This is a genomic window from Paraburkholderia phytofirmans (genome assembly GCF_046028095.1).
GTDB lineage: Bacteria > Pseudomonadota > Gammaproteobacteria > Burkholderiales > Burkholderiaceae > Paraburkholderia > Paraburkholderia phytofirmans_A.
Genome location: NZ_JAQQDJ010000004.1, coordinates 174,906 through 201,902, shown reverse-complemented (window position 1 = coordinate 201,902; position 26,997 = coordinate 174,906). Strand labels below are relative to the sequence as shown.

The 26,997-nt window shown below is 64.2% G+C and carries 26 protein-coding genes; 9 read left to right on the top strand and 17 right to left on the bottom strand.

Features of this window, described 5'->3' with window-relative positions:
• Positions 1-44: 44 nt before the first annotated feature.
• Positions 45-1,217 carry a glycosyltransferase gene (locus PQR54_RS13535; RefSeq protein ID WP_408246378.1) on the bottom strand — a complete coding sequence of 391 codons (1,173 nt, stop codon included), beginning with the start codon at positions 1,215-1,217 and terminating at the stop codon, positions 45-47.
• Positions 1,217-2,083 carry a squalene synthase HpnC gene (gene hpnC, locus PQR54_RS13530; protein WP_408246376.1) on the bottom strand — a complete coding sequence of 289 codons (867 nt, stop codon included), beginning with the start codon at positions 2,081-2,083 and terminating at the stop codon, positions 1,217-1,219. The genes PQR54_RS13535 and hpnC overlap by 1 nt, the downstream gene beginning before the upstream one ends.
• Positions 2,084-2,426: 343 nt before the next feature.
• On the opposite strand from hpnC, the gene ispH reads away from it, so the two are divergent.
• Together ispH and hpnH are read left to right on the top strand one after the other, a co-directional pair.
• Positions 2,427-3,371 carry a 4-hydroxy-3-methylbut-2-enyl diphosphate reductase gene (ispH, locus tag PQR54_RS13525; protein WP_073429661.1) on the top strand — a complete coding sequence of 315 codons (945 nt, stop codon included), beginning with the start codon at positions 2,427-2,429 and terminating at the stop codon, positions 3,369-3,371.
• Positions 3,372-3,381: 10 nt separating this feature from the next.
• Positions 3,382-4,536 carry an adenosyl-hopene transferase HpnH gene (hpnH, locus tag PQR54_RS13520; protein WP_408246374.1) on the top strand — a complete coding sequence of 385 codons (1,155 nt, stop codon included), beginning with the start codon at positions 3,382-3,384 and terminating at the stop codon, positions 4,534-4,536.
• 124 nt (positions 4,537-4,660) lie between these two features.
• On the opposite strand, the gene PQR54_RS13515 is transcribed toward hpnH, so the two are convergent.
• A complete protein-coding gene (locus PQR54_RS13515) occupies positions 4,661-5,266 on the bottom strand; it encodes an MlaC/ttg2D family ABC transporter substrate-binding protein (protein ID WP_408246372.1) in 606 nt (201 codons plus the stop codon).
• A 213-nt stretch (positions 5,267-5,479) separates the two neighbouring features.
• Between PQR54_RS13515 and hpnN the strand changes: the two genes are divergently transcribed.
• Positions 5,480-8,095, top strand: a complete 2,616-nt coding sequence (gene hpnN, locus PQR54_RS13510) for a hopanoid transporter HpnN (protein WP_408246370.1) — start codon at positions 5,480-5,482, stop codon at positions 8,093-8,095.
• A 2-nt stretch (positions 8,096-8,097) separates the two neighbouring features.
• Positions 8,098-9,054 (top strand): MlaA family lipoprotein, encoded by a 957-nt coding sequence (locus PQR54_RS13505; RefSeq protein ID WP_408246368.1) that lies wholly within the window; start codon positions 8,098-8,100, stop codon positions 9,052-9,054.
• Between the two features lie 138 nt (positions 9,055-9,192).
• On the opposite strand, the gene PQR54_RS13500 is transcribed toward PQR54_RS13505, so the two are convergent.
• From PQR54_RS13500 to PQR54_RS13465, 8 genes are all read right to left on the bottom strand, one after another.
• Positions 9,193-9,672, bottom strand: coding sequence for an acyl-CoA thioesterase (locus PQR54_RS13500; RefSeq protein WP_408246366.1), 480 nt, complete (start codon positions 9,670-9,672; stop codon positions 9,193-9,195).
• 145 nt (positions 9,673-9,817) lie between these two features.
• Positions 9,818-10,549, bottom strand: coding sequence for a phosphorylase (locus tag PQR54_RS13495; protein WP_408246364.1), 732 nt, complete (start codon positions 10,547-10,549; stop codon positions 9,818-9,820).
• 3 nt (positions 10,550-10,552) lie between these two features.
• Entirely contained in the window at positions 10,553-12,583 is a 2,031-nt protein-coding gene (gene shc, locus PQR54_RS13490; protein WP_408246362.1) for a squalene--hopene cyclase, read from the bottom strand.
• A complete protein-coding gene (gene hpnE, locus PQR54_RS13485) occupies positions 12,580-13,848 on the bottom strand; it encodes a hydroxysqualene dehydroxylase HpnE (protein WP_408246360.1) in 1,269 nt (422 codons plus the stop codon). The genes shc and hpnE overlap by 4 nt, the downstream gene beginning before the upstream one ends.
• Positions 13,849-13,852: 4 nt before the next feature.
• Positions 13,853-14,701, bottom strand: a complete 849-nt coding sequence (gene hpnD / locus PQR54_RS13480) for a presqualene diphosphate synthase HpnD (protein ID WP_408246358.1) — start codon at positions 14,699-14,701, stop codon at positions 13,853-13,855.
• A 277-nt stretch (positions 14,702-14,978) separates the two neighbouring features.
• A complete protein-coding gene (locus PQR54_RS13475) occupies positions 14,979-15,917 on the bottom strand; it encodes a sensor domain-containing diguanylate cyclase (RefSeq protein ID WP_408246356.1) in 939 nt (312 codons plus the stop codon).
• Entirely contained in the window at positions 15,914-16,537 is a 624-nt protein-coding gene (locus tag PQR54_RS13470) for a chemotaxis protein CheC (RefSeq protein ID WP_408246354.1), read from the bottom strand. The genes PQR54_RS13475 and PQR54_RS13470 overlap by 4 nt, the downstream gene beginning before the upstream one ends.
• Positions 16,530-16,898 (bottom strand): response regulator, encoded by a 369-nt coding sequence (locus PQR54_RS13465; protein ID WP_132383375.1) that lies wholly within the window; start codon positions 16,896-16,898, stop codon positions 16,530-16,532. The genes PQR54_RS13470 and PQR54_RS13465 overlap by 8 nt, the downstream gene beginning before the upstream one ends.
• Before the next feature lie 717 nt (positions 16,899-17,615).
• Here PQR54_RS13465 and PQR54_RS13460 point away from each other — a divergent pair.
• The gene (locus PQR54_RS13460; protein ID WP_408246352.1) at positions 17,616-19,907 is read left to right on the top strand and encodes a hybrid sensor histidine kinase/response regulator family protein; all 2,292 of its coding nucleotides are present in this window, start codon (positions 17,616-17,618) and stop codon (positions 19,905-19,907) included.
• Positions 19,908-20,135: 228 nt separating this feature from the next.
• Complete coding sequence (locus PQR54_RS13455; protein ID WP_408246350.1) at positions 20,136-21,170, top strand: hypothetical protein; 1,035 nt, start codon at positions 20,136-20,138, stop codon at positions 21,168-21,170.
• Positions 21,171-21,275: 105 nt separating this feature from the next.
• Here the strand turns inward: PQR54_RS13455 and PQR54_RS13450 are convergent, their stop codons facing one another.
• Positions 21,276-21,830 (bottom strand): NADPH-dependent FMN reductase, encoded by a 555-nt coding sequence (locus tag PQR54_RS13450; protein ID WP_408246348.1) that lies wholly within the window; start codon positions 21,828-21,830, stop codon positions 21,276-21,278.
• Positions 21,831-22,195: 365 nt separating this feature from the next.
• On the opposite strand from PQR54_RS13450, the gene PQR54_RS13445 reads away from it, so the two are divergent.
• A complete protein-coding gene (locus PQR54_RS13445) occupies positions 22,196-22,402 on the top strand; it encodes a hypothetical protein (protein WP_408246346.1) in 207 nt (68 codons plus the stop codon).
• Positions 22,403-22,570: 168 nt separating this feature from the next.
• Here the strand turns inward: PQR54_RS13445 and PQR54_RS13440 are convergent, their stop codons facing one another.
• The 3 genes from PQR54_RS13440 to PQR54_RS13430 form a co-directional block, all read right to left on the bottom strand.
• Positions 22,571-22,840 carry a DUF6723 family protein gene (locus PQR54_RS13440; RefSeq protein WP_408246344.1) on the bottom strand — a complete coding sequence of 90 codons (270 nt, stop codon included), beginning with the start codon at positions 22,838-22,840 and terminating at the stop codon, positions 22,571-22,573.
• An 11-nt stretch (positions 22,841-22,851) separates the two neighbouring features.
• Complete coding sequence (locus PQR54_RS13435) at positions 22,852-23,136, bottom strand: hypothetical protein (RefSeq protein ID WP_106281496.1); 285 nt, start codon at positions 23,134-23,136, stop codon at positions 22,852-22,854.
• A gap of 571 nt (positions 23,137-23,707) precedes the next feature.
• Positions 23,708-23,839 (bottom strand): hypothetical protein, encoded by a 132-nt coding sequence (locus tag PQR54_RS13430; protein ID WP_013341997.1) that lies wholly within the window; start codon positions 23,837-23,839, stop codon positions 23,708-23,710.
• A gap of 446 nt (positions 23,840-24,285) precedes the next feature.
• On the opposite strand from PQR54_RS13430, the gene PQR54_RS13425 reads away from it, so the two are divergent.
• On the top strand, positions 24,286-24,894 hold the full coding sequence (locus PQR54_RS13425) for an RNA polymerase factor sigma-70 (RefSeq protein ID WP_408246341.1): 609 nt from the start codon (positions 24,286-24,288) through the stop codon (positions 24,892-24,894).
• Entirely contained in the window at positions 24,881-25,084 is a 204-nt protein-coding gene (locus PQR54_RS13420) for a zf-HC2 domain-containing protein (RefSeq protein WP_408246339.1), read from the top strand. The genes PQR54_RS13425 and PQR54_RS13420 overlap by 14 nt, the downstream gene beginning before the upstream one ends.
• 76 nt (positions 25,085-25,160) lie before the next feature.
• Here PQR54_RS13420 and PQR54_RS13415 read toward each other — a convergent pair whose 3' ends face one another.
• Together PQR54_RS13415 and PQR54_RS13410 are read right to left on the bottom strand one after the other, a co-directional pair.
• Entirely contained in the window at positions 25,161-25,451 is a 291-nt protein-coding gene (locus PQR54_RS13415) for a DUF1272 domain-containing protein (RefSeq protein ID WP_168789135.1), read from the bottom strand.
• A gap of 132 nt (positions 25,452-25,583) precedes the next feature.
• Entirely contained in the window at positions 25,584-26,960 is a 1,377-nt protein-coding gene (locus tag PQR54_RS13410) for a GntT/GntP/DsdX family permease (RefSeq protein ID WP_408246337.1), read from the bottom strand.
• Between the last annotated feature and the right edge of the window lie 37 nt (positions 26,961-26,997).

The window sequence follows — 26,997 nt, the reverse complement described above, 5'->3', positions numbered from 1 at the left end:
TTTGCATTCCACCGCGATTTCTGACCGCGCTCCAGCGTGTTGCTTCAGCGTTCCTGCACCGGCGCCTGAACCCGCGCCTTCCACTGTCCGCCCTTGCCGCGCCAGTAGCGCACCGCCGACGCGAACGTCGCGCCGACATAGAACAACGCGATCAGCGGCAGAAACGGCGCCCACAATGGCGAGCGGCGGTAATAGCTAAGCATCGGCGCATAAGCGCAGCACATGGCCGCCCACGCGAGCCATGCCGGCCAACCCGTCGGACCGAGCACTAGCGCGGCGACCGGCGGCATCAGGTAAATGATCGTCATGCCGGCCAGCGTGCCCGCCAACAGCAGCGGCGAGTAGCGCAACTGTGTGAAGGCCGTGCGCGCGATCATGTTCCAGATCTCACGCCAGCTGTCGTACGGACGCAGCGACACGCTGCGCGCCGCCACATCCAGCCGGATCGGATGACGCCCCGCGCCGCGATGCTTGATGCGCGCGGCGAGGCTGCAGTCGTCGATCAACTCGGCGCGGATCGACTCGATACCGCCCGCTTCTTCCAGCGCGCTACGGCGCACCAGCATGCAGCCGCCCGCGGCCGCCGCCGTGCGATTGCGCGGGTTGTTGACCCACGAGAACGGATACAGCTTGGCGAAGAAGAACACGAAAGCGGGAATCAGCGCCTTTTCCCAGAACGAATCGCAGCGCAAACGCACCATCAGCGAGACGAGATCGCGCTGTTCCGCGTCCGCGCGCGCGACGAGTTGCGCGACTGCATCGGCGGGATGGCCGATGTCGGCGTCGGTCAGCAGAAGGAAATCCGCGGACAAGCCGAGCGTGCGCACGGCCTCGATACCTTGCGACTGCGCCCACACCTTGCCCGACCAGCCCGGCGGCAGCGGCTTCGCGCTCAACACGGTCAGACGGTCCGGGCATTGCAACTGCAAAGCGGCCGCGCGAGCGGCGTCGGCGGTGCCGTCCGTGCTGTGGTCGTCGACGACGATCACGTGGAATTCGCCTGCATAGTCCTGCTGAAGCAGCGTGGTGACCGCCTCGGCGATCACGTCGACTTCATTGCGGGCCGGCACCACGGCGGCCACGACGGGCCACGTTGCGCGCGGCGCGATGGTCAGCGGCGCGGCGGGACGCGCGCGCCAGAAACCACCGCGCGCGAACAGCAGCACACACCAGATCAGCAAGGAGAGACACGACAGAAGAAACAGAACCACCGCCATTAAGCATTACCCTCGATTGAACGCGCTTGCCCGCCGACGCGACGCGACAGCCACATCACCACCGTGCGGGCCGCGACCACGCACCAGTCAAACGTATTGAGCACCGGCCGCTCGTGAAACACGTCGTAGCCCGCGTTCTCGATGCGTTCGAGAAAGCGCAGGCCGCCGTGAACGGCACCGCACAACTCGATGCCCAGCCGCCCCGGAATTCGCAACGCGAGCGGCGCGCCGCGCACCAGCATCTCACGCACGAACGACACTTCGTGCGCCATGAGTGCTTGCCAGTCGTGATCGGCGACGCCGTTGGCGATGTGGGCCTCGGTCACGTTGAAGCGCCGCATATCGGCGAGCGGCAGGTACACACGGTCCTTTTTCCAGTCGGCGGAGACGTCCAGCCAGAAGCTGATCAACTGCGACGCCGTGCAGATCGCGTCGGCGTCGGCAAGATTCTCCGGCGTGGCCGCGCCGATCAGATGCAGCATCAGATGCCCGAGCGGATTGGCCGAGTGCCGGCAATAGTCGAGCAGCGCGGCGCGGTCGGCGTACCGATTGATGTCGATGTCCTGGCCGCACGCGTGAAGCAGATCGTAGAACGGCGCGAGCGGCAGTTTATACTGGGCAACCACGCCGGCGAGCTTGCCGAACAGAAGCGGATGGACCGGCGCCGCGCGCCGCTCCGCTACCGCGTCGAGGCCGGCGCGGAAGTCGGCGAGACGGGCGTGGCGCTCGGTTGCGCTCCAGTCGCCTTCGTCGGCAATGTCGCCCGCCGTGCGGACAACCTGATAGATTATGCCGATGGGCGCGCGCAGCGCCTTGGGCAGCAACACGCTCGCGACCGGAAAGTTTTCGTATTGATCGACGTCCATCCAGCGAGCCTCGAAACCCTTTTGTAATGCGGGCGCCTGGCGCCGCGGGACTACGTAGTTTAAGGGTTCCGTCAAACCGCTGCAGCGTGCAATCATTACCGCATCCGCATTGCCGTACTCGTTGCTTGCCGCGCCGGGCACCGTTCGGCTGCTGCGGCGCCTGACCAACACCCGCCGGGCGGCGCCAAAGCAAAGCCCGGCTGATAGCGTTAGAATGCGCGTTTGGTTTTGCTGTACCGGCACGTCGCCGGGGCTCAAGACGTCAACTAATTAGATGATCGCGGCGATAAAGTCAGATTTACCGACTTCTTCGAAACCCGCGTCAGTCGGAGTTCGCCAACTTATGCGAGTCATCCTTGCTCAACCCCGCGGCTTTTGTGCGGGTGTTGTTCGCGCCATCGAGATCGTCGATCGCGCGTTACAGCAACACGGCGCACCCGTGTATGTCCGCCACGAGATTGTTCACAATCGGCACGTGGTCGACAATCTGCGCCAGAAAGGCGCGCGCTTCGTCGAGGAACTCGATGAAGTGCCGCAAGGCGCCGTGGCGATTTTCAGCGCGCACGGTGTTGCTCAGACCGTTGAGCGCGACGCGGAAGCACGAGGTCTCGACGTGCTCGACGCGACCTGCCCGCTGGTCACCAAAGTGCATGTGCAGGGCCGCCAGTACGTCGGTGCCGGCCGCACGCTGATTCTGATCGGCCACGCCGGGCATCCGGAAGTGGAAGGCACGATCGGCCAGATTCCAGGCAAAGTGCTGCTGGTGCAGAGCGAGGCCGAAGTCGCGCATCTGGACCTGCCGCTCGACACGCCGCTCGCTTATGTCACGCAGACCACGCTGTCGGTGGATGACACGCGTGGCATTATCGACGCGCTGCTGCGCCGCTTCACCGACATCGTCGGTCCTGATACACGCGACATCTGCTACGCCACGCAAAACCGCCAGGCCGCCGTGCGCGAGTTGAGCAAACAGGTCGACGTGCTGCTGGTGGTGGGCGCAACCAATAGTTCGAACTCGAACCGGCTGCGCGAGATCGGCAGCGAAAGCGGCGTGGCGAGCTATCTCGTCGCCGACGGTTCGGAAGTGAAGCCGGAATGGTTTGCGAACGTGCAGACCGTCGGCATCACGGCCGGTGCTTCGGCGCCGGAAGAGATGGTCAAGAACGTAATCGATGCGCTGAGCGCATTGGGGCCTGTCGATGTCACGACGATGGCGGGCCGTGAAGAAAAGGTCGAATTCAAGTTGCCATCGAAGCTGATGCAACCACTCGCTGCACGCGAAGTTTAAGGAGGACGTCTTGTCTATTCCGCTGCTACAGAAAGTCCGGGTCGGCGCATACATCATGCGTCAGCATCTGTCCGGTAACAAACGCTACCCGCTCGCCCTGATGCTGGAGCCGCTGTTCCGCTGCAACCTCGCCTGCAATGGCTGCGGCAAGATCGATTATCCGGATCCCATCTTGAATCAGCGTCTGTCGCTGCAAGAATGCCTTGAAGCCGTCGACGAATGCAATGCGCCGGTGGTCTCGATCGCAGGCGGCGAACCGCTGCTGCACAAGGAAATGCCGCAGATCGTGAAGGGCATCATGGCGCGCAAGAAGTTCGTGTACCTGTGCACGAACGCGCTGCTGATGGAAAAGAAGATGGACGACTACGAGCCGAATCCGTACTTCGTCTGGTCGGTTCACCTCGACGGCGATCAGCAGGCGCACGATCACTCGGTGTCGCAGGAAGGCGTGTACGACAAGGCTGTCGCGGCCATCAAGGAAGCGAAGCGCCGCGGTTTCCGCGTGAACATCAACTGCACGTTGTTCAACGACGCCGTGCCGGAACGCGTCGCTGCGTTCTTCGACACGCTGGGCCCGATGGGCGTGGACGGCATCACCGTCTCGCCGGGTTACGCGTACGAACGCGCGCCGGATCAGCAGCACTTCCTGAACCGCGACAAAACCAAGCACCTGTTCCGCGAAATTTTCAAGCGCGGCAACAACGGCAAGAACTGGTCGTTCAGTCAGTCGAGCATGTTCCTCGACTTCCTGGCCGGCAATCAGACGTACGAATGCACGCCGTGGGGCAACCCCGCGCGTACCGTGTTCGGCTGGCAAAAGCCGTGCTATCTGGTCGGCGAAGGTTACGTGAAGACCTTCAAGGAACTGATGGAAACCACGGAGTGGGAAAAATACGGCACGGGTAACTACGAGAAGTGCGCGGACTGCATGGTGCACTGCGGTTTCGAAGCGACCGCCGTGATGGATACGGTCACGCATCCGCTGAAGGCACTGAAGGTCAGCCTGCGCGGTCCGAAGACGTCGGGCGCTTTCACGAAGGACATTCCTTTGGATAAGCAACGTCCTGCCGAGTATGTCTTCTCCCGCCACGTCGAGATCAAGCTGGAAGAGATCAAGGTGTCGGGCAAGGGCAAGAAAGTGCAGACGGCGACGGCTGCAACCTGAGCGGTCGAACGGGCGGCCTCGCGGCGCCCTTCAACCTGTATGCAAAAAAGCGCGGTGGCCATCCAGCCACCGCGCTTTTTTTATGCCTCATGCCTCACTCGTTGCGACGCGAGGGAATCAACCGTTACCCAGCGCCACGCGCATTGTGAGCGGTCAAAAACTTGATCAGCCCGTCGATGCCGCCTTTGGAAATCTGATCGGCGAATTGCGTCTGATACACCTGGATCAGCCAAGCGCCCATCATGTTGATGTCGTAGACCTTCCAGCCGGCGGCACCTTTGGTCATGCGATAGTCGATCGCGTCGTCGCCGCCATTGCTCAGCACGTGCGATTGCACGACCACGTCTTTGGCGCCGGCCGGCACGTTGACCGGCGCGAACTTGAACTTCACGTCCTGGTCACGCAGCTGCGACAACGAGGCTGCGTAAGTGCGCGTGAGCAGCAGCGTAAACTGCTCGTACAGTTGCTTTTGCTGGTCGGGCGTCGCGGTGGACCATGCCTTGCCGACCGCAATGCGCGTGGTGCGCTGAAAGTCCGTGGCCGGCAGGAAGCGCGACTCGACCAGTTGGGTAATCTTGGCCATGTCGCCGCCGCGCGCCTGCGGGTCAGCCTTCATCGCGGCCACCGTGCCCTCGACAGCACTTTTTACCACCGCGTCGGGCGCGCTTTGCGCATATGCCGCAGTGGACACCAAGGCCGCAGCCAGAAAAGCAGACAGATAACGTTTCATACGCTCGACAGGACCTGAAAGAAGTAAGCGCCGCCGGGCTTGCAAGCACGCGGCGAGAGCAGGATAGACCAGTATACCGAGATTGCGTTCCCGCCCCGCAGAGCGTGTGCGGGAGCCGCACTTGCTACCGAACCGGAGACTGAGCCCTCCGGCTCTGTATACTTGTGCACTTTCGTCAAAAACAACAACTGTGATAAGGCCACGTTCGCCTACATGCTGAAGTCATCTATTGTCCGTCTCGTCGCCTATTCTGTGCGTCATCCGATGAGGATCGTCGCGCTGTCGCTCGTGCTCGCCGTTCTGAGCGGTTTCTACGTTGCCTTTAACTTCAAGATCAACACGGACATCAGCCGTCTCATCGAGAACGACAAGCAATGGTCGGCGCTCGAACACGCTGTGGACGAGGCCTTTCCCGATCGCGGCCAGACCGTGCTGGTGGTCGTTGAAGCGCGCGCGCCGGAATTCGCCGATGCCGCTGCGCAAGCCCTGACCACCGCCCTTAAGGCTGATCCCAAGGAATTCGTAGCTGTATCGCAGCCCGCTGGCGGCCCGTTCTTCGAACATAATGGCCTGCTGTTCCCGTCCCTCGACGAGGTCATGTCGACCACCTCGCAGCTCGTCCAGTCGCGCCCGCTAGTCAACGCCCTCGCCCACGATCCGAGCCTGACCGGCCTTGCCGGCACGCTGACCACGAGTCTGTTGCTGCCGCTTCAGCTCGGCCAGGTGAAGCTCGGCGACATGAGCCATCTGCTGTCGCAAAGCGCAAGCACGCTCGACCGCGTGCTGGCCGGCCAGCCGGCCGCGTTCTCGTGGCGCGCGCTGGTCGACAAGAGCGCGGCCGCCGAGCCCGCGCGCGCCTTCGTCATCGTGCAGCCGGTCGTGAACTACGATGCGCTGGAGCCGGGCGCTTCGGCGTCGAAGTCGATCCGCGACACCGCCGCCGCGCTGCACCTCGATTCGCGCTACGGCGCCACCGTCCGTCTGACCGGCGAACAGCCGCTCGCGGACGAAGAGTTCGCTTCGGTCAAGGACGGCGCGGTGCTCAACGGTATCGGCACCTTCATCGTCGTGCTGATTATTTTGTGGCTTGCGCTGCGCTCGGGTCGCATGATCATCGCCGTGTTCATCACGCTGTTCGTCGGGCTCGCAATCACCGCGGCGCTCGGCTTGATGCTGGTGGGCGCGCTCAACATGATTTCGGTCGCCTTCATGGTGCTGTTCGTCGGGCTCGGGGTCGATTTCGGCGTGCAGTTCGGCGTGAAGTATCGTGAGGAGCGCAATCGCGACAACCGGCTTTCCGCCGCGCTGATGCACACGTCGCACAGTATCGGCGTGCCGCTCACGCTCGCCGCGGTCGCGGTCGCGTTGAGCTTCTTCTCGTTCCTGCCGACGGCTTACCGGGGCGTGTCGGAGTTGGGCGAAATCGCGGGCGTCGGCATGTTCGTCGCGTACTTCACCAACATGACGTTGCTGCCGGCCCTGCTGAAGATCTTCAGGCCGCCGGGCGAAGCCGGTTCGCCGGGCTTCAAGCAGCTCGCACCCGTGGACGACTTTCTCGCCCACCACCGCAAGCCGGTGCTGATCGGCACGCTGATCGTCGTGATCGGCGCTACGCCTTTGCTCACGCATCTGCGCTTCGACTTCAACCCGCTGCATCTGAAGGACCCGCATACGGAGTCGATGGCGACGCTGTTGTCGCTGAAGGATTCGCCGGAAGCCGCGGTCAACAACGTGCATGTGCTGGCGCCCTCGCTTGCCGACGCCGACCGCATGGCGGCCCATCTGCGCACGTTGCCGGAAGTGGGCCGCGTCAACACGCTCGACACCTTCGTTCCCGCCGACCAGCAGCAGAAGCTGATGCTGATCGCGAGCGCCGCCCAGCAGCTATTGCCCGCGCTGCAGCAACAGCCCGCGCAACAGGCGACGGACGCCGTGCGCGTCGCCGCGCTCAAGCGCGCGTCCAACCAGCTCTCGCTCGCCGCCGACGATCACCCGGGCCCCGGCGCCGCCGAAGCCAAGCATCTGTCCGCCACATTGCAGAAGTTAGCCGCCGCCGATGCCGCCACGCGCGATCGCGCCGAAACCGCGATGTCCGAGACGCTGCGCATCGCGTTGAAGCAGCTGGCCAACCTACTGCAACCCACCGAGATCACCCACGAGAATCTCCCGAAGGAAATCTCCAAGGCCTGGGTCTCGAAAGACGGCCGCGCCCTCGTCGATATCTCGCCGAAGGTAACACCCGGCACCGATTCGAACGACGACGTCATGCTCGCCCACTTCGCGCATGCGGTGAAGAAGGCGGAGCCGGGCGCGATCGGCGGTCCGATCTCGATCCTGCATTCGGCCGACACCATCATCAAGGCGTTCCTGCAGGCCGCCGGCTACGCGCTCGTATCGATTGCGATCCTGCTGTGGATCGCGCTGCGGCGCGTCGGCGACATGCTGCGCACGCTGGTGCCGCTGCTGGTATCGGCGCTCGTGACGCTCGAGTTGTGCGTGGTATTCGGCATGCCGCTAAACTTTGCGAATATCATCGCTTTGCCGCTGATGCTCGGCGTCGGCGTAGCGTTCAAGATCTACTTCGTGATGGCGTGGCGCCACGGTCAGACTGGTCTACTGCAGTCGAGCCTGACCCACGCTGTGCTGTTCAGCGCGGCGACCACGGCGACAGCGTTCGGCAGCCTCTGGCTGTCGCACCATCCGGGGACGTCCAGCATGGGGCGCTTGCTGGCGCTCTCGCTGTTCTGCACACTGGTCGGCGCAGTGGTGTTTCAACCCGTGTTGATGGGCAAGCCGCGCTCACGTCGCGCGAAGCAAAAAGGAATATAAGCATGAAGCTGCGTAACGCCGCGCTGGCACTCGTCGCCACCGGTTTGATCTCTGGCTGCGCCACCGGCCCCGACCGCAAACCCGGCGACCCGTTCGAACCGGTGAACCGGGCCGTGTTCAATTTCAACGACGGCTTGGACCGCTACGTCGCCGTTCCGGTGGCGAAGGGTTACCAGAAGGTGACGCCGCAACCGTTGCGCACCGCCGTGAGCAACTTCTTCTCGAATCTGGGCGATCTGTCCAACGCTGCGAACGCGCTGCTGCAGTTGAAGTTCACCGACGCGACCGAGGACTTCGTCCGTTTCGCGTTCAATTCGACCTTCGGCCTGGGCGGCCTGCTCGATTGGGCGACGCCGGCTGGCCTGCCCAAGCATCATCAGGATTTCGGCCTGACGCTGGGTCACTGGGGCATTCCGTCGGGCCCGTATATCGTGCTGCCGCTGTTCGGGCCGAGCACGGTGCGTGACAGCATGGGGCTGATCGTCGACGTGAAGTTCAACCCGCTGAACTACATGGAGCCGGCGGTGCGCAATCCGCTGTACGTGCTGCAGTTCGTGAGCGTGCGTTCAGACCTGCTGGGTGCGTCGGACCTGTTGCAACAGGCCGCGCTGGACAAGTACTCGTTCGTACGCGATGCCTACACGCAGCAACGCCGTGCGCGTCTGCGCGGCACGAGCGACAACGCAGCGCCGCTGCCGAACTATGACGATCAAGGCGATTCCGGCGCCTCGGAGGCACCCGCGGCAGGCGCGCCGGCGGCTGGCGCGCTGCCGAACTACGCGGATCCAGGCGACGCCGCGGAAGCCCCGAATGCCGCGTCTGGCGCTGCCACGGGCGCCCCGGCGGGCGTGCCCAACTACAGCGATCCGGGCGAAACGCCCGCGAGCGGCGCAGCAGGTTCGACGCCCGCCGCGCCGGCCGACAGCGCACAACCGGCTTCAGCGCCGGTGACGCAATAAGTATTGGGATTTAGACGGGGCGCCCAGAACGGGCGCCCCGTAAAGCCGAACTCGACGCTGGCACAGAACCGGCCGAGTTACCGCTTACCGCTTCGGCGCGCAACGCGCCGCAACCGGGGTTAGAGCCAATCAACCGGCTCAATGCAGGCTATCCACCTCGGCACGCGACGCAACCCGCTCCTCTTCAACGGCAACCGCGCCTTGCGGCACCGGCCGCGAATTGTCGCGATAGCGGGCGAACGCTTCATCCGCATAACGGATCTGCGTACGCCCGTGAGGCGCTGGCTCACCGTTCTCGTCGAGATTGACGAACACCATCTTCTCGACGGTCAGGATGCTTTTGCGCGTGATCTTGTTGCGCACTTCGCAGCGCAGCGTAATCGACGTGCGGCCGAAATGCGTGGCCGTCATACCGAGTTCAATGATGTCGCCCTGCCGCGCCGAACTGACGAAATTGATCTCGGACATGAACTTGGTCACGACCCGCTGATTGTCCATCTGGCAGATGGCGTAGATCGCGGCTTCTTCGTCGATCCAGCGCAGGAGGCTGCCGCCGAACAACGTGCCGTTCGGGTTCAGATCTTCGGGCTTAACCCACTTTCTGGTGTGAAAATTCATTTGGTACTCCGTGTTCGAGGCGCCCAGGCGTGCAAGCTTGCGTCACGACCTAGGGTTAACACTGACATTGTACCAAACATAAGGGTTTTCCCTAATATTTCAATACCCGCTGAATAAGAGGGAAAGTCCCAGAGTCACGCGTGTTTCAGGCGATGGCCATGCGAAAAGCGCCCGCCTCGCCGATCGCCCGCCGTGCCTGGACCAGCGAGAGCCGCGCGGCCCGGGCGTCGACGGCAACCTGGATCAGCGCGCCGAGTTGCGACGGCTGTCGCATCAATTCCCGCAGAATCGGCCCCAGCGCCGTGCTGCCGTCGTCGCGCAGGCCGGCGGTCGCCGCCGAAGGCAGCGTGCGCCACGCCGGATCGACAATCGCGCGGCACACGGCAAACGGCACTCCATGCGCGGCGGCCTTCGCCCCGGCGATGTGCGACTCCATATCCACCGCCAACGCGCCGTTCGAGCGATGCAACACGTCCTTGTCGCCTGCGCTCACCAGAGGCGCGGTGACAGCCGCCATGAGGCCGCGCCGCAGACGCGTTGAGAGCGGCCCGGCCGCCAGCGCGGCCGCGAGCCTGTCCGACCATGGCCGATCGGTCTGGAGGCGCCCAAACGGCCCCTCGACCGCATCCGCGACGATCAGCGAGCCCGGCTCCAGGTCCGGCGCCAAACCGCCCGCCGTGCCAAAACTGACGATACCCGAACAGCCGCGCTCGACCGCCGCGCTCAACGCGCGCTCCAGCAGATCGGCGCGCGCCGCGTAGACGACCTCGACGCCTTCGCCCCGGGCGATGCGCGCCTCGAACGCCATGCCCGTCACCACGATCACCGGCAAGGGACTGCGGCCGTCATCGGCTGACAGGCTTGTGGAAAGCGGCATCCGTTACATCCCGACCGCGACGCGCGTGAGGCCGTTGCGCTTCAGATGACGGAAGCGCGCCAGCGCCCACAACGGGAAGAACTTGCGATAGCCGTGATAACGCAGATAGAACACGCGCGGGAAGCCGGTCGCGGTGAAACGTGTTTCGTCCCAGAGACCGTGCTCGCGCTGTTCGCGCTCGAGGTACGCGACGCCACGCGCCACCGCTTCGTGATTGACCTCGCCCGCCGCCATCAGGCCCATGAGAGCCCACGCGGTTTGCGAAGCCGTGCTCGGCGCGCGCTCGTAGCCGTGGTAGTCGAGCTTGTAGCTCTCGCCGCCCTCGCCCCAGCCGCCGTCTTCGTTCTGGATCGACAGGAGCCACTGCGCCGCGCGCTTCATGCGCGGGTCGTCGTGTGGCAGGCCGGCGGCGTTCAGCGAACACAGCGCGGTCCACGTGCCGTAGATGTAGTTCAAGCCCCAGCGGCCGTACCAGCTGCCGTCCGATTCCTGCTCCTTCAGCATGTAGTCGAACGCACGTTGCGCCGGCTCGCTGTTCTGCGGCAGTTCGCCGAGTTGGGCGAGCATCGACAGGCAGCGGCCCGAGACGTCCGCGGTCGCCGGATCGAGCAGTGCGCCGTGATCGGAGAACGGAATGTTGTTCAGGTAGTACTGCGTGTTTTCCGGCTCGAACGCGCCCCAGCCGCCATCGCTGCTCTGCATGCCGACCACCCATTCACGCGCCCGCGCAATGGCATCGCGATCCACAGCCGATTGCGTCACCGTTGCCGAGCGCTGCATCGCCATGACGACCACCGCCGTATCGTCGACGTCCGGGTAATGCGCGTTGTTGTACTGGAACGCCCAACCGCCCGGCCGCACATTCGGACGACGCGAAATCCAGTCGCCGCGCACGTCGAGAATCTGCAGCGGACGCAGCCACGCGAGCCCGCGTTCGGCGGCCTGTTCGGCGTGCGCCTCGCCGGTTTCGAGCAGTGCATGCGCCGCGAGCGACGTGTCCCACACCGGCGACAGACACGGCTGGCAATATGCTTCGTCATCCTTGATGACGAGCAGCTTGTCGATCGACTGGCGAGCAATCGCGCGATTCGGATGGTCGGCCGGATAACCGAGCACGTCGTACATCATCACCGAGTTCGCCATCGCGGGGAAAATCGCGCCGAGGCCGTCTTCGCCATTGAGCCGTTCATCGACGAAGGCCACCGCCTGCCGCACCGCACGCTCGCGCGTGGCCTTCGGGAACAATCCATCGACAGCGCGCAGCAGCACGTCCACGCCGCTGAAAAACCGGAACCAGCCGGCGTGCTGATGCGGCGCCCGATCGCGCGGGCCGGTGTTGACCGGCGCGCCGCGGAACAGCTCGTCGATGCGCACGCGGCGCGGGTTGCGCGCCACCGGCCGCTTCGCATTGAGCACGAGCAGCGGCACGATCACGGTCCGCGCCCAGTACGACACCTTCGACAGATGAAACGGGAACCACATGGGCAACAGCATGATCTCGACGGGCATCATCGGCACCGCGCGCCACGACACCACGCCGAACAGCGCGAGCAGAATCCGTGTGAAGACGTTCACGGTTTCGGCGCCGCCGTTGGCGAGAATCGCCTCGCGCGCGCGAACCATGTGCTCGGCGTCGGCCGGGTCGCCGATCATCTTCAGTGCGAAATACGCTTTCACACTGGCGCTGATGTCGAGCGCGCCGTCGGTGAACAGCGGCCAGCCGCCGTCGGGCAACTGGATACGCCGCAGATAGCGCGCGATCTTCTGTTCCAGTTCCAGGTTCGGCGTTTCGCCGAGATAGTGAACCAGCAGCACGTATTCGGCGGGAATCGTCGCGTCGGCTTCGAGTTCGTAGACCCAGTGGCCGTCCGGCTTCTGCGCGGCGAGAATCGCATCGGTCGCGCGCGCGATCGCGGCGTCGAGCGATGCCGTGGGCACCTCGCCCGTAACGGCCGGCGCGGGCGCGCTCGGCGCTGCGTGGGCGAAATCGGGCAGGACGGCGTCCAGCGGCTGGGCTTGAGATAAGTCGTTCATCGGCGTTCCATCGGTTCATTCAGCAACGTATCCGCGGCCTTCTGGCCGGAGCGGATCGCGCCTTCAATCGTCGCGGGCAGGCCGGTAGCCGTCCAGTCGCCCGCGAGCATGAGATTATTCCAGCGAGTGCGCGTGCCGGGCCGCCGCGTTTCCTGATTTGGCAGCGCGGCGAAGGTCGCACGTCTTTCCACGACGACTTGCCAGGCCGGCATCGGCGCGGGCGGCAAGCTGGCCGCCTGCGCCACTTCGGCCCAGACGGTCGCCGCGAGCGCTTCATGCGGCGTGTCGAGCAAGCGCTCAGCGCCGTTCACCGTCACCGACAAGCGGCCTTCAAAGGCGAACAGCCACTCGGCCGTGCCGTTGAGCAGCCCGGTGACCTGCGGCAAGCCAAACGGCGGCTCGACCGCGAAATGCACGTTGACGGTGGCAGCAAAGCGCGTCGGTGCGCGCAAACCTTGCACGAGCGTCTGCGCGATGTCAGGCGGCACCGCGAGAATCACGGCATGGTTCGCGTCGAGCGTGACGCTCTCGTCGGCGAAATGCAGCGCTTGCACGCAGCGGTTGTCGGCGGCAAAGACGATCCGGTCCAGGCGCGAACCCAGCTTGATCGCCGCGCCGCCGTGTTGCAGCAGGCGCAAGGCCGGATCGACGAACGCGCTGCCAAGGCCGTTGCGCGCCACCAGCGGCCGGCACGCGAGACCGCCGGCAAGCAGCGCTTCGCGCACCATGGCGCCCGTCAATTCCGCCGACGCATCGCGCGGCTCGACGTTTAGCATTGCGTGAAACAGCGGCCGCAGCAGGCGGTCCCACAACGGGCCGTTGCAACGCATGGTTTGCGCGACGCTGCGTCCGGGTCTGGCGAACAGAAGCGGCGCGAGCGCCAGATAATCGCCCGGTCCGGTGTTCGGCACGCGCGCGTTCGGGTCGAAGACCCACCACGGCAGATGTCCCGGCGAGAGGCGCACGGTCCAGCGAGCCCGCGTGGCCAGATCCACGAACGGATATTCGGGCTGGGCCGGGCCGACCAGTTCGTCGGCGGCGCCGATCGCCCGCGCGTAGTTGAGGGTCGCGGCATTGCCCGACACCACCATGTGATTGCCGGTGTCGAGCGTCGCGCCCAGCTTGGCATCGTAGTACGAGCGGCAACGGCCGCCCGCCTGGGCAGCCGCTTCATGCAGCACGACGTGCGCGCCGCGCCGCTGCAGCTGCACTGCGGCGGCCAGGCCGGCAAGGCCTGCGCCGACCACATGTACGAGCTTTTGCATCAGCTCAGAAGAGCGCGTAACGCGCCACGATCCACAGCATGCGGAGCTTCGGCTTGCTGACCTTCGTGCGCGGAATGTCGAAGCCGCGTTCCAGCGTCCGTTCGAGCAGCAGGCGATACACGCCCGACATGATGCGCGGCGCACGCACGTGGTTGCGCGGCTCGCGGTCCATGATCGCGTCGGAGGCGGCGAAGTGCTCCTTGGCCCGCTCGGCGAGCGTCGCGCACACGCGCGGCAGCGACGGGTCGTCGGCGATCTGCGTGGGATTCGTTACCGCGATGCCTTCGCGCGCCAGCAATTCGTGCGGCAGATAGCAGCGGTTGATGCCGGCATCTTCGTCGATATCGCGCAGGATGTTGGTGAGCTGCAGCGCGCGGCCCAGATGATGCGCGAGCAAACGGCCGGGCTCGTCCTGCATCCCGAATATCCTCACCGATAGACGGCCCGCCGCGCTGGCGACGCGGTCGCAATAGAGGTCGAGCGTGGTTTCGTCGGGGGCGCAGATGTCTTCGGCGGCGTCCATCGCCATGCCGTCGATCATCGCGTGAAAATCTTCGCGTTGCAGATGAAACGTGTGAATGTGCCGCGTCAGCGCGCGCAGCGAAGCGCGCGGCGCGCCGGCGTAGCACGCGTCGATATCGGCGCGCCAGCGCTCGAGCGCGGCGGCGCGTTCGGCGCGCGGCAGGTCGCTGTCGGCGATATCGTCGACGGCGCGGCAGAAGGCGTAGACCTGATACATCGCATCGCGCTGCGCGGCCGGCAGGATGCGCATGGCGAGATAGAACGAGCTGCCGGACGTGGCGGCAGCGGCGTCGATTTCTGTATCGTCCACGACAAGATTGGAAACAGCCAAGACGATCTCCGCTGGAGGCGCCCGCTGAAAGGCGTTCAAGAAGTTTGATGGCCACCCGCAGGACCGGTGGCACGCGCGCGCGGACACGCGCGAAACACCCGGCTGGGAGGCCGGAAACGGCGAAAAGTATATCAACGTTTGTGAGATGCCGCAGTTTCGTCGGCGGATATGGGGCCGGAAGGAAGTCTGGCGGCGGTGGAGCGGCGCGTCAGGCAGCTTGTTGCAAGGCTTGGAACGCGCCTCGTGCGAGGTGCAACACTGCTGCCGTGCGACGTCTTCAGACGAACGCGACCGAGCGGTTGCGTCCTTGGCGCTTCGCGCTATAGAGCGCGGCGTCGGCCTCGTTGATGAGCACGTCGTACGAAGGCACGCCGACCCGCGCCGACGCGCCGCCGACGCTCGCCGTCACGGGCACGCCGGTGCCATGCACTTCGACCGGCGTGTCGGCGATCGTGCAGCGGATCTTTTCCGCGACGCGCATCGCGTCGTCGAGCGGCGTGCACGGCAGCAGCAACGCAAACTCCTCGCCGCCGAAGCGCCCGAAGGTGTCCTGCGCCCGCACTACCTCGGCGACGCGCTGCGCCATCACGCGCAACACCGTGTCGCCGACACCGTGGCCGAACTGGTCGTTGATTTTCTTGAAGTGATCAAGATCGAACAGCAGCACCGACATATCGCCGCCGTAGCGCTGCCAGCGCGTGTATTCGTCGCGCAGGCGCGCTTCGAAGAAACGGCGGTTGGCGATGCCCGTCAGGCCGTCGCGATCGGCATATTCCTGCAGCTTCGCGACCGCTTCCTCGCGTTCACGCTGCACGATGCTCACGTGCGTGACATCGGAAATGGTGACGCATACGGCCACCACTTCGCGCTCGCGCATGAGCGGCATGAACGTGCAGTCCTGCTGCATGAAATCGACGCCGCCGGTAATCGGCCGGTCGTGATCGAACTTGAAGAGATACGGGCGCTGTTCCCATGAACTGAACGCAAAGCTGCCGAGCTGAAACACGCTTTCGATCTTGCGCGACAGCCACACGCGCGGCAGTTCCGGAAAATGCGTGTACAGCGACTTGCCGACCACCTGATCCGGCGTCAATCCGCTGTGATCCTGCATGAAGCGATTCCACATGAGCACGTTCATGTCGCGGTCGAGCACGAAGATGCCGAAACCGACACGTTCGATCACCAGATCGCTCAACGAGTCCACGGGCACATTCATAGGCTCGACAGCAGCGCGTCGAGCGCCCCGTTCATGTGGCGAATCGATTCCTCGGCCATCAGCATGACGAGGTGCGCGCGGAAGCTCTGGTCTTCGAGCGCGAAATTCACTTCCACCAGCAAAGCCACTTCCCACTGCAGCACGCCGGGCTGGAAGACTTCGTCGAGCGTCATGGCTTCGCCGAGCAAGCCCGGCGCGGAGAAGATCGGCGTGCGGCCGAGCTGGTCCAGAATGCACGACACGCAGGCGCCGGTCAGCACGTTGGCCACGTCGAACACCAGCTCTGTCTGGCTCACCGCCTCGTAAGCCGAGCGCGAGTACGGATCGCTGACGAGCGCACACAGTTGCTCGATGCTGTCGCTGCGGCAGATCACCAGCGCCTCGCCCTTGATATCGGAGCGAAAACCCTGGCGCACCGCGCTCACCGTGTCCTCGATCCCGGTCATCTCCCGCAGCGCCTGCGCCGCCTCGCTGACCTCCACCACCCTCACGCGCGGCACCGACAATTCGATGAACGCATCGAGCAGCCGCGCAAGACGCGTCGCGGCTTGGCCCATCGCCAGATTGGCGACCTCCTGCAGCGCGTCGCGCTGATCTTCGTTGAGGACTGGCTCAGACATACAACCCGTACTCCTTGAGGATGGGTAGTACCGCCTCGGGCGTCACGGGCTTCGCGATGAACGCCACGGCGCCGAGCGCGCGCACGCGCGACTGGGCCATCGGCTGAACATCGGCGGAGACGACGATGACGAAGGTGTTCAGATCCTCGTGCTGCAGCGCTTCCAGCACCTGATAGCCGGTCATGTCCGGCATGGTCAGATCGAGGAACATCACCGACGCTTTGCCTTCACGATACAAAGCAAGCGCTTCGCGCCCGTTCGATGCGTAAGACACGTCGACCTCCCAGTCCGGCGGCAATGCCTTGGTGAGCACTTTGCGTGCAAGCAACGAATCATCGGCGATCACAATAGGCAAAGGCATGGGCGGGTCGGAAAGCGGAATTAGCTCATTCGCGTTAACGGCGGATCAAGGCGGATTCTTTAGCGCGAAGTCTGTCGACCAGCGGCAAAGCGGGCTGAAGCTTGCTGAAATCCGGATTGCAGGCGAGCGGGGAGCGCACGCGGCGAGGCGCGATGGACGGGACCGGTGGGCACGCCTGAAAGCGTACGCGCACGGTGGACGACGGCGATGACCGGCATGTTCGAAACCTACCCCCGTAGGTGAATCTGCGCGGCCTCGTGGATCGGGCTGGTCCCTCGCCGCGCACGTGATTCCGCGAGCGCCTTCCGCCACGCGTTGTACGCGTGGTTTGGCTGGGTGCCCTCGCGGCAGATGCGTCCGAACATGGCGGACGCATTTTTATCATGGCGTTGATTCTCGAAGCAAAACGGCGGAAAGGCAACTCGCCAATTTCACTTTCATTAAAGAGATTTTCTCATTAAATTCTATTTATGAAAATATTTTGGTAGATTCGGAAGGAATTTCCTGCTTCCATGCTTTTGTGTACGTTTGCGCTTCTCGATTCGTCGCTGTTTTAAAAAGCAGACAAATGAGTCAACAGCCGCCGCGGCGCCGCGAGCGGCCCTCACGGCGGGTCTCTTTGCCGCTGGTAACTTCTACCGCCGCGCCGTGTCTATGCTTCTCGTATGATGCTGACTCCCGGCCTCTGAGTCCCGAACGACCTTTGCTTTATCGACAATGACACCAGACCGGTTCGAACCGCCGCCCGCGAGCCGCCTTGCCGCTAGCCGGCAGGATGAGGCGTTGTTCCCTGCCGTGCCGGAACAGAACTTTCATGTGCGGCGCATCACGCTGATCGCGCTGCTGATCGTGGCGATCGTCCTGCCATGCGTGTATGTCGCGGCCATGGCCATTAGCGATTTGCGCGCGCGCGATGCCGACGCCACCGACATGACGCTGCGCACCGTGCGGATCGCCGAAGAGCACGCGCTGAAAGTGTTCGATATGAACGAAACGCTCGACGCGCGCATCGTCGATCTGACCGAGGGACTGGACGACGACGGCATTCGCGCCCGCGAAGCCGCCATTCACGAGAAGCTGCGCGTGATGGGCGGCGGCTATCCGCAAGTGGCCGCGGTGTCGATCTTCGGGCGCGACGGCGCCTTGCTCGCCAGCAGCCGCTACCTGCCGGCGCCGGCCGTCTCGGTCGGCGAGCGTGAAGATTTCATTGGCATTCGCGACGGCAAGGATCTCGAGCATGTGTCGAAGGTCATGACGGGGCACGTGGCCGGCGAGCAGGTGTTCAATATGGGCGTCGAACGGCTTGGCGCCGACGGCTCGTTCGCCGGCGTGGTCTCCGTCGCGCTGCGGCCGAGCTATTTCGACGCGTTCTACCGCGAACTGCTCGGCGGCAGCGGCAGCAGCAACGGCACGCCGATGACCATGAGCCTCGTCCGCGCAGACGGCTCGATCCTCGCGCACTATCCGCGCACGCCGCGCGAGCCCAACGCCATGGCCCCGCAAACGCCATTCGCCGAAGCCCTCGCGCAAGGACGGCGGGCCGGCGTGGTGCGCATGCATTCGAACGTCGACGGTGAAGACCTGATTCTCGCGTTCCGCCATGTCGGTTCGTATCCCGTGTACGTGGTGTGCGGCTATCGTGCGTCGGCGATCTGGGCCGCGTGGTACCGGCACCTAGGCGTGCTGATCCTGTCGATGTTCACGCCGTCCATCGCGCTATGGTGCGTGATCTGGCTGTCGCTGCGCCGCCTCGGCGCCGAGCAGGAGGCGTGGGAGCGCTGGCAAGCCGAAGCGTCCATGCGCCGTTCGATCGAATCGGCGTATCGCCAGTCGCGCAAGATGGAAGCGCTGGGCACGCTGGTCGGCAGCGTCGCGCACGACTTCAACAATCTGCTGATGATCCTCTCGGCCAACGTGCAGATCGCGCGGCGGCGCGGCGTAACGGGTCTGGACCGCGAATTGTCGGCGATGGAGCGGGCGCTCAAGAGCGGCCAGTCGCTGACGCGGCAATTGCTCGGCGTGGCGCGCAAGCAGCCGCTGCGCAACGAGACGCTGTCGCTCGAACGCTGGCTGCCGGCGTGCCGCGAGTTGCTGCGCGCCTCGCTCGGCGCGAAGGTATCGCTGGTGATCGACATCGGCGTCGAGATCTGGCCGATGCGCGTAGACGTCGCCGAACTGGAGCTGGCGCTCATCAACGTCGCGGTGAACGCGCGCGATGCCATGCCCAACGGCGGGCGCTTCACGGTGCGCGCCACCAACATCCATTTCCGGCACGAAGAAGGCTTCCCGCTGACGGGCGACTTCGTGCAACTCTCGCTCGAAGACACCGGCGCGGGCATGGCGCCCGAGGTGCTCGCGCGCGCCTTCGAACCGCTGTTCACGACCAAGCCGAAAGGCATGGGCACGGGCCTCGGCTTGCCGCAGGTTTTCGCGTTCTGCGAGCGCTCCGGCGGCCTCGCCGCGATCGACAGCGCAGTCGGCGCGGGCACGTCCGTACGTCTCTATTTGCCGCGCGCCGCGGCTGAGGCGGAGGTCGACGGGCAGTCGGACTCCGGCGCTGAGGAGAGCGGCGCGCCGCCGGGTTTGCGCATTCTGCTGGTCGAGGACAATGAGGAAGTGGCCGCCGGCACCGAAGCGCTGCTGCAGATGATGGGCCATCAGGTCACGTGCGTCTTCAACGCCGACACGGCGCTGCGCCTGTTCGACGACGCCCACGCGCGGCAAGCGCGCACCGGCGAACCGCTGCCGTTCGATCTGGTGCTGTCCGACATCCACATGCCCGGCACCATGAACGGCATCGATCTGGCCGAAGCGGTGCTTGCATTCGACACCAAACTGCCGGTCATTCTGGTCACCGGCTACGCCGAAGAACTCGACCGGGCGCGCCATGTCGACGTGCGCGTGCTGTCCAAGCCTTTCGATATCGGTCTGCTGGATGAACTTCTGCAGACGATCCAGCGCGATCTGACGCAGACGGGCGCCGACCCGGCGGCGCATACAGCGGAGTAAGGCGGGCGTCGCCGAACGTTGGTCCCAGTCTGGCATTTACCGGTGGTTGTAAAAGCGCGGCAGCGCCACGCCGCGCTTTTTTTGTGGAAGCCGCGTGCCGGTCCGCGCCAGCAGGCGCCTAGGCCCGCCACACTCGGCCCCGGCATGATCGTTGCGGCGAATACCGGCAGGGAGGGGCGACGCGTTGGCGCGTCGTCCGTTGTGCCTAAATTACGTCGGGAGACAGCCATGCGACACACCGTGATTGGTTTATTCGACACCTACGCTCAAGCGGAAGCCGCGCGCGATTCGCTCGTCCAGACCGGTTTCGGCCGCGAAACGATCGAATTGCAGGCGAATCCGGAACCGTCGGTCGGCTCCGCAACCGACGAAGTCGCCAGTTCGGGCATGCTGGCGAATATCGAACGCTTCCTGTCGAGCCTGTTTGCTAGCGGTCCGCGTGCCACGGAAACGGCGCGCTACGCCGAGGCTGTACGCCGCGGCGCTGTGCTGGTGTGCGTCAACGCGGTGAGTGAAGCCCATGCGGACCTCGCTCGCGATACCTTGACCAGACTAGGCGCGACCGACATCGGCGAACGCGCGCCCGATTGGGACACACCAATCGACGAAACCGGCCGCGAGCATTCTGTCCTCGATGAACTTGGCATCGGCGCCGTGACGCCGGGTACGCCGCGTACATCCAGCGTATCGAAGCAGGCGGCGACTGCAGCCGCGGCGGACGCTGCCGCGTATGAACGGCCTGCCACGATGGCTGACCCGCGCTACACGGTGCCGCCGGGCAGCACCGACGCCGAGCCGTTCGTGCCGCCGCCGCTCAGCGAGCGGCCCGTGATGGATCCGATCAACGAACCGGTCACGGATCCGCTGGTCGGCGACGTGGGCCGTAGCGCGATCGCCGCGGGGTCGATGCCGGGCTCGGGTGCGGTCATGCAGCCGTCCGAAGTCGTTTCCGAAGCAGGTCAGCCGACTGCCGGTCTAGGCTCGCAGATGCCGAACGAATATCTCGAGTACGAGGAAGATTTCCGCGCGCACTACGACGAGCAGTACGCCGCCGAAAACGCACGTTACGAAGACTACGTGCCGGCCTACCGCTATGGCGCGGAGATCGGCAAGGACATGCGCTATCGCGACCAGCCGTGGGATGACGTCGAACCGGAAGCACGACGCCATTGGGAAAGCACCTCGCCGGACAGCACATGGGAGCGTTTCAAGCTAGCTGTGCGCCACGGCTGGGAGCGGGTGACCGGGCACCATCACGTCTGAGTCTGAGAGCGTTCGCGGCGGCAGGCCGTGCGGCTACGGCATGCCACCGCCTTCCGTCTGGCGGTCGGCCTGCTTCTGTCTCGCCCTGTTACCGCGCCGGCCGCATCAAGCGGCACCCAGACGCTTGACCCACGCAACGTAGCGATCGACGAAAGTTTGTAAAAACTTGCGCGTACCGTCGTTCAGGATCTCGCCTTTTTCGTTGATGACCGTCGCATCGTGCTTGATGAACACCTCGGGTTGCCCGAGCACCGCGACATCGAGATACGCCAGCACGTTGCGCAGATGCTGTTGCGCCAGCGCCGTGCCGGTTGCGCCCACCGACGTGCCGATCACGGCGCCGGGTTTGCCGCCCCAAGAGTTGGTGCCCCACGGGCGCGATCCCCAATCGAGCGCATTTTTCAGCACGCCGGGTATGGAACGGTTGTATTCGGGGGTGACGAACAGCAGGCCGTCGGCCGCTTCAATGCGCTGCTTCAGGTGCTTGCCGGCTTCCGGGTAGTCGGCGTCGTAGTCCTGGTTGTAGAGCGGCAATGAGCCGATATCGATGAATTCGAAGTTGAAGTCTGACGGCGCCAGCGAAATGACCGCTTGCGCCAACTGCCGGTTGAACGACTCTCGACGCAAGCTGCCAACGACCACTGCAATGTGATAGGCCATGATTCGCTTCCTTATGTGAGGCGCTCGAGGCGCAAGAGGGTACGAACTGTCCATCATAGGCAAAAGCCAGGGCGGGCGGTGATGGCGGGCGCCGAAATACCGGCACCACGACTATTGGGGCAGGTACGACGAAGAAAGGCGCTGTGGATAAGTTTGCATCGCACAAAGTTATCCACAGATTCGCTGAATAACCTTGTGGATAACTGGTACTTTTGCCTTGTCAATCAAGCATGCTTTCGGCCTAGGACGTTTTGAGGCAAACGGGTGTTCGCTACTGTCCCGTTCGGGCCGAAATAGACGCGCCAGGCATAAATGACCGGTGACGTGCGCCACATGAGCACGTCCAATTGATGGAGGAACGAGCCATGAATTCGAATTACGCAGGTAAATCCCACGACGAAGCAGTCGCTGCTCGCAACAAGGAAAAGCAGCGGGCACAGGAACAGGCCGGGGGCGAGATGGCGGTCGACGGTACCGAGGCGGACGCCACGCATAGCAGCGGCGAGTTGTCCGAACGCGGCAAGGAAGTGTGGCGCCGCGGTAGCGGCATGGATGGCGGCGGGAAGATTTAGTGGCCGGTAGCGCGGCGGGCCTGTTGTCTTGCGCCGCTACGCTAGCCTTGGTGATGGGTGATTTGCGGCGGTGAGGTGGCGGCTTGCCCGGCCACTGAAGCGTGGCGATGTGTCTTGCCGCTCCATTGCCGCTGCATCACGAGATGGCCTCGCTGCGCATTCAGTGCGTCATTCCGGCACTGCGATGTCGCCATCTACTAGTTGCCAGCCATAGGTTTCGGCGAACGACTGCGCCGCTTCGGCGTGTTCGAAAAAGGGCATGTCGGCGTGGCCCTGGAACGGGTAGATCACCCGTTCGTCGCTCAAGCGAATCACCTTCAGCGTCGGCACGGTGCCGCTCGAAGTACGGCGCGACGACGCCATCACCTGATAGTTGGCGCGGCCCGTGAGAGCCGGCAGATTCGCGCTCTGTGAGCGCCTGGAAGCTTGACTTGCCATTGGCGAGCGCATCAGAGTCCAGCGATCGACTGGCCGGCAACCATGCCGTCGATGACCTGCTCTGCATAACTGGTCGAAGCAATGCGCGCGTCGCCGGCCGCGCCGAACGGCGAACGACTCGGCACGCGAAACACGCGGCTGCTGGTCATTGTGTCGTCGGTGCCGCGGCGGCAGATTCGCACGGCAGCATCGAAACCCGAATCGTAGTGGCGGATGCCGTCCAGACCGCTCGGCTGGTGCGGATACACCAACGGATAGATCTCAAGACCTCGATAACTTCTGATCGTATTGCCCATGATGCTCGTCTCCGGTGATGGCTTTCGTGGAACGCGGCCTGGTTGTCGGGCGCAATGCCCGCCAGATCGCGGCGAACCAGCGAAACGTGGTGTTGATCGACGATGTGCGTAAAGAACGGCCGAAGCAATCAGGCCATGTTGACGACACCGCGGAGCTGCTTAGGAGGAAGGGACCCTGTTCGGTTCAGGGCGCTGTGATGCGAGGCGTTTGCGTCAGGGACTGCGCGTGGTGCGCAGGAGAACTGCAAGCTGTTGACCCACTGTAACACGTTAGTAGGGTGAGCGTTGAGCGCATTTGCGCGCCGGGCGCGACTGTTGCTTCGGAGTGCCGGGTATTGTTTTCCGCTCGTCTACTGTGTTGCTTCCCTTGGACCATGTGTTTTCTCGATTTTATTGGCCGAAGGCATTTGTCGCGTTGATCCGAGCGTTCGCCGCGCTACGCGGAAGACTTCACGCCAGCATTACGCTGCAGGTCTGATTTTCTTGCCCAAAAGCAAAGGGCGCCAAAATTGGCGCCCTTCTTTTTGACTTCGAAAGCTTCCTCGTCGACGGGTCCGTGCCCGTCAGCCGATCAGTTGCCGAAGAACACGTTGCAGTACGACGCCGGGCCGTTGCATTGCGACGGAGCGGCAGCGTGAGCTGCGCCGGAAGCGGCTGCAAACAGGGCGACGGAAGCGATCAGGGCGGAAAGAATGCGTTTCATGGTGCTGCTCCTCAGCGTTTGGTTCGCGATCTGGTGCGATCGATGGACTGAAGAATATCGACTGAGCGTCCGCCGAAAAACAGCAAAGACAATAAGACTTTATTTCAAATCCTGAAATAAACCGGTCGACTGTCTGGCGCAATTTCGAGCCTCCATCGGCCGTGGGCAAACCTTGCACGGCAGTGCACAGCCCAAACCGCCCGCCGGTGATTTCAATTTTCGCAATAATCTATTGTCGTTGTCATACCTGCCCACGCAGCGCGACTAAGTTCATCTGGTCATCGCTTATGGTCGAGCCTATGTTCAATACCGATTCGATTGCACAGGCGCTCGCGGGAGAATGGCGCACAAGCTTAGCCACAGTTCGAGGAAAACCACCGGCTTATGAATCGCCACGATCCAACAAAAAACATGCGCCAGGCAGCGTTGTGCCAACGGGGCCGTCCATGGCGCAAGTAGGCGGGCCGGCGCTCGACGATCCCGTTTATCTGACGCAACTGCGGCGCGACCTAGTGCGCTTCGCCCGTTTGCAACTGCGCGATGCCGCCGCCGCGGAAGACGCCGTCCAGGAAGCGCTCGCCGCGGCATGGACGCAAGCCGATCGATTCGCCGCGCAATCGGAACATAAGACCTGGGTGTTCGGCATCCTGCGGCACAAACTCGTCGACACCCTGCGTGCCCGGCGACGCACGATCAACCTGTCGGCGCTCGAGTCCGAGCTCGACGGTGAAGGCTTGCTCGACCGCGAGCTGTTCAAGGACAACGGCCATTGGTCGCGCGAAAGCAAGCCGCACCCGTGGCCGACGCCTGAAACCGTGCTGCGTCAGCAACAGTTCTGGACCTTGTTCGAGATGTGCCTGGAACGCTTGCCCGAGCACATCGGACGCGTGTTCATGATGCGCGAATTCCTCGACCTCGAAACCGAGGCGATTTGCGCCGAGTTGCAGATGACCGCCAATCACTGCAGCGTGCTGATCTACCGCGCGCGGCTGCGCTTGCGCACTTGCCTGAGCGAAAAGGGCCTATCCAGCGAGGACGCCAATGGGGAAATGTAAGCACATCACGCGCTTGTTGTCCGACGCGCTCGACCGCTCCTTGACGACCGGCGAGTGGGTCGCGATCCGTCTGCATCTGCCGACCTGCAGTGGCTGCCGCAACTATCGAAAGCAGATCCGTCTGCTGCGCGTGGCGGCGCATACCGTCAGCGGAATCGCGGCGCCGGGCGCGGTGAATAGCGACGATTGAAACGCGGCTCGGCGAGTACGGCACGCGCGGTGTGCCGTGGTTAGTCGTCGCTGCGCCTGTGAGCACGTCGTCTGGTCTAGCGCTCGCCGGGCGGCGTGTCCCGATAGCGCTCGAAGAAACGCGCGTGCGACGCTTCGTCGATCGAAACGGGATGCGGCGTGGCGCCGGCCGGATGTTTCTCAAGCTGCGCGCGCGTACGAATCGGTCGATGCTGGAAATTGCCGCCGCAATTCGGACACACGTTGCGCAGCGTGGTGAGCGCGCACACTTCGCAGAAGGTGCACTCGTACGTGCAGATCATGGCGTCGGACGCGTTCGGCGGCAGTGACTTGCCGCATCCTTCACAGGACGGTCTCAGTTCTAGCATGGTGGCTCCGCGTTTCAGGAAGCGCGCTGCGAGATCGCAGTTCGCCTGCCGGGCAGTGTAAGCGGCGCCGGCCGCCCGGAATTGACAGACGCGCATCAATTCCTGCCAATGCCGCGAGAGCCTGGTGCGGCGTCAAGTCAGCACGGTCCACAACACAAGCGTAAGCGCGAGCCCAACGACGGACACGATCGTCTGCAAGACCGACCAGACTAGTACCGTCTGCTTCAATTGCAGGCCGAAATACTCGCGGACCATCCAGAAGCCCGCATCGTTCACGTGGCAGAAGAACACCGAACCCGCGCCGATGGCGAGCGCCATCAGCGAATTGTGCGTCGTGCTCAGACCGGCGACGACTGGCGCGACGATGCCGGCCGTCGTCGTCGTGGCAACGGTTGCCGAGCCCGTCGCCTGGCGCAGCGCGACGGCGATCAGCCACGCCAGCAGAATCAGCGGCATGTGCGCGCCGACCGCGATCTTGCCGATAGTCGAGCTGATGCCCGCCACCACGAGCGCCTGCTTGAGACCGCCGCCGGCGCCGATGGTCAGCAGCAGCGCGGCGATCGGCGGCAAGCTCTTGCGCAGAATCCCACCGACGCGCTCGCGTGCCATGCCCCGCGACCATCCCAGCGCCACCACGGCGAACAGCACGGTGAGGCCGAGCGCGATCAGCGGCTCCCCCAGGAAATTCAACGTGTTGAACAGGAACGTTTCGGGTTGGAGCAGCAGTTTGGCGACCGTGCGCCCTAGCATCAACACGACGGGCAACAGAATCGTGATGAGCGAGATCGCGAAACTCGGCGGCTCGCCGGTGTCTTGTTTGGCGCTGAAGAGCTTGCCCATTTCCTCCGGTTCGACCACATGCATCCGCTTGGACAACCAGATGCCATACAGCGGACCCGCGAGAATCACGGCGGGAATCGCGACGATCAGACCAAGCCCGAGCGTCAGGCCGAGATCGGCATGCAGCGCGCTCACCGCGATCAGCGGACCCGGATGCGGCGGCAAAAGTGCATGCAGCGTGGTCATGCCGGCCAGCGCCGGAATCGCGATGCGCAGGATCGGCTGCTGCGAACGGCGGGCCATCACGAAGATGATCGGCACCATCATCACAAGGCCGACTTCGAAGAAGAGCGGCAAGCCGATGATCAGCGCGACGACCGCCATCATCCACGGCAGCGTGCGAGGCGTGGAGTGTTTGAGAATCGTCGAGACGAGCCGGTCGGCAGCGCCGGATTCCGCCATGAGCGCGCCGAGCATGGCGCCGAGCGCGATGATGATGCCGACGTCGCCGAGCAGCGCGCCGGCGCCTTTACTGAAAGCGCTGGCGACGGCCTCGAGCGGCAGGCCGGCTGCAAAACCCGCGGCGAACGTGCCGACCAGGATCGACAGGAACGGCGCCAGTTTCAGCACACTGATGAAAACGATGATCAGTGCGAGCCCGAGCACGCACGACAGAATGAGTTGGGTGTCGTGGGATGACCACGGCGCATGTGTTGTCGTCAGATGCACGGTGTTCCTTTTTGTCGAATGACGCAGCCGCGGCCGG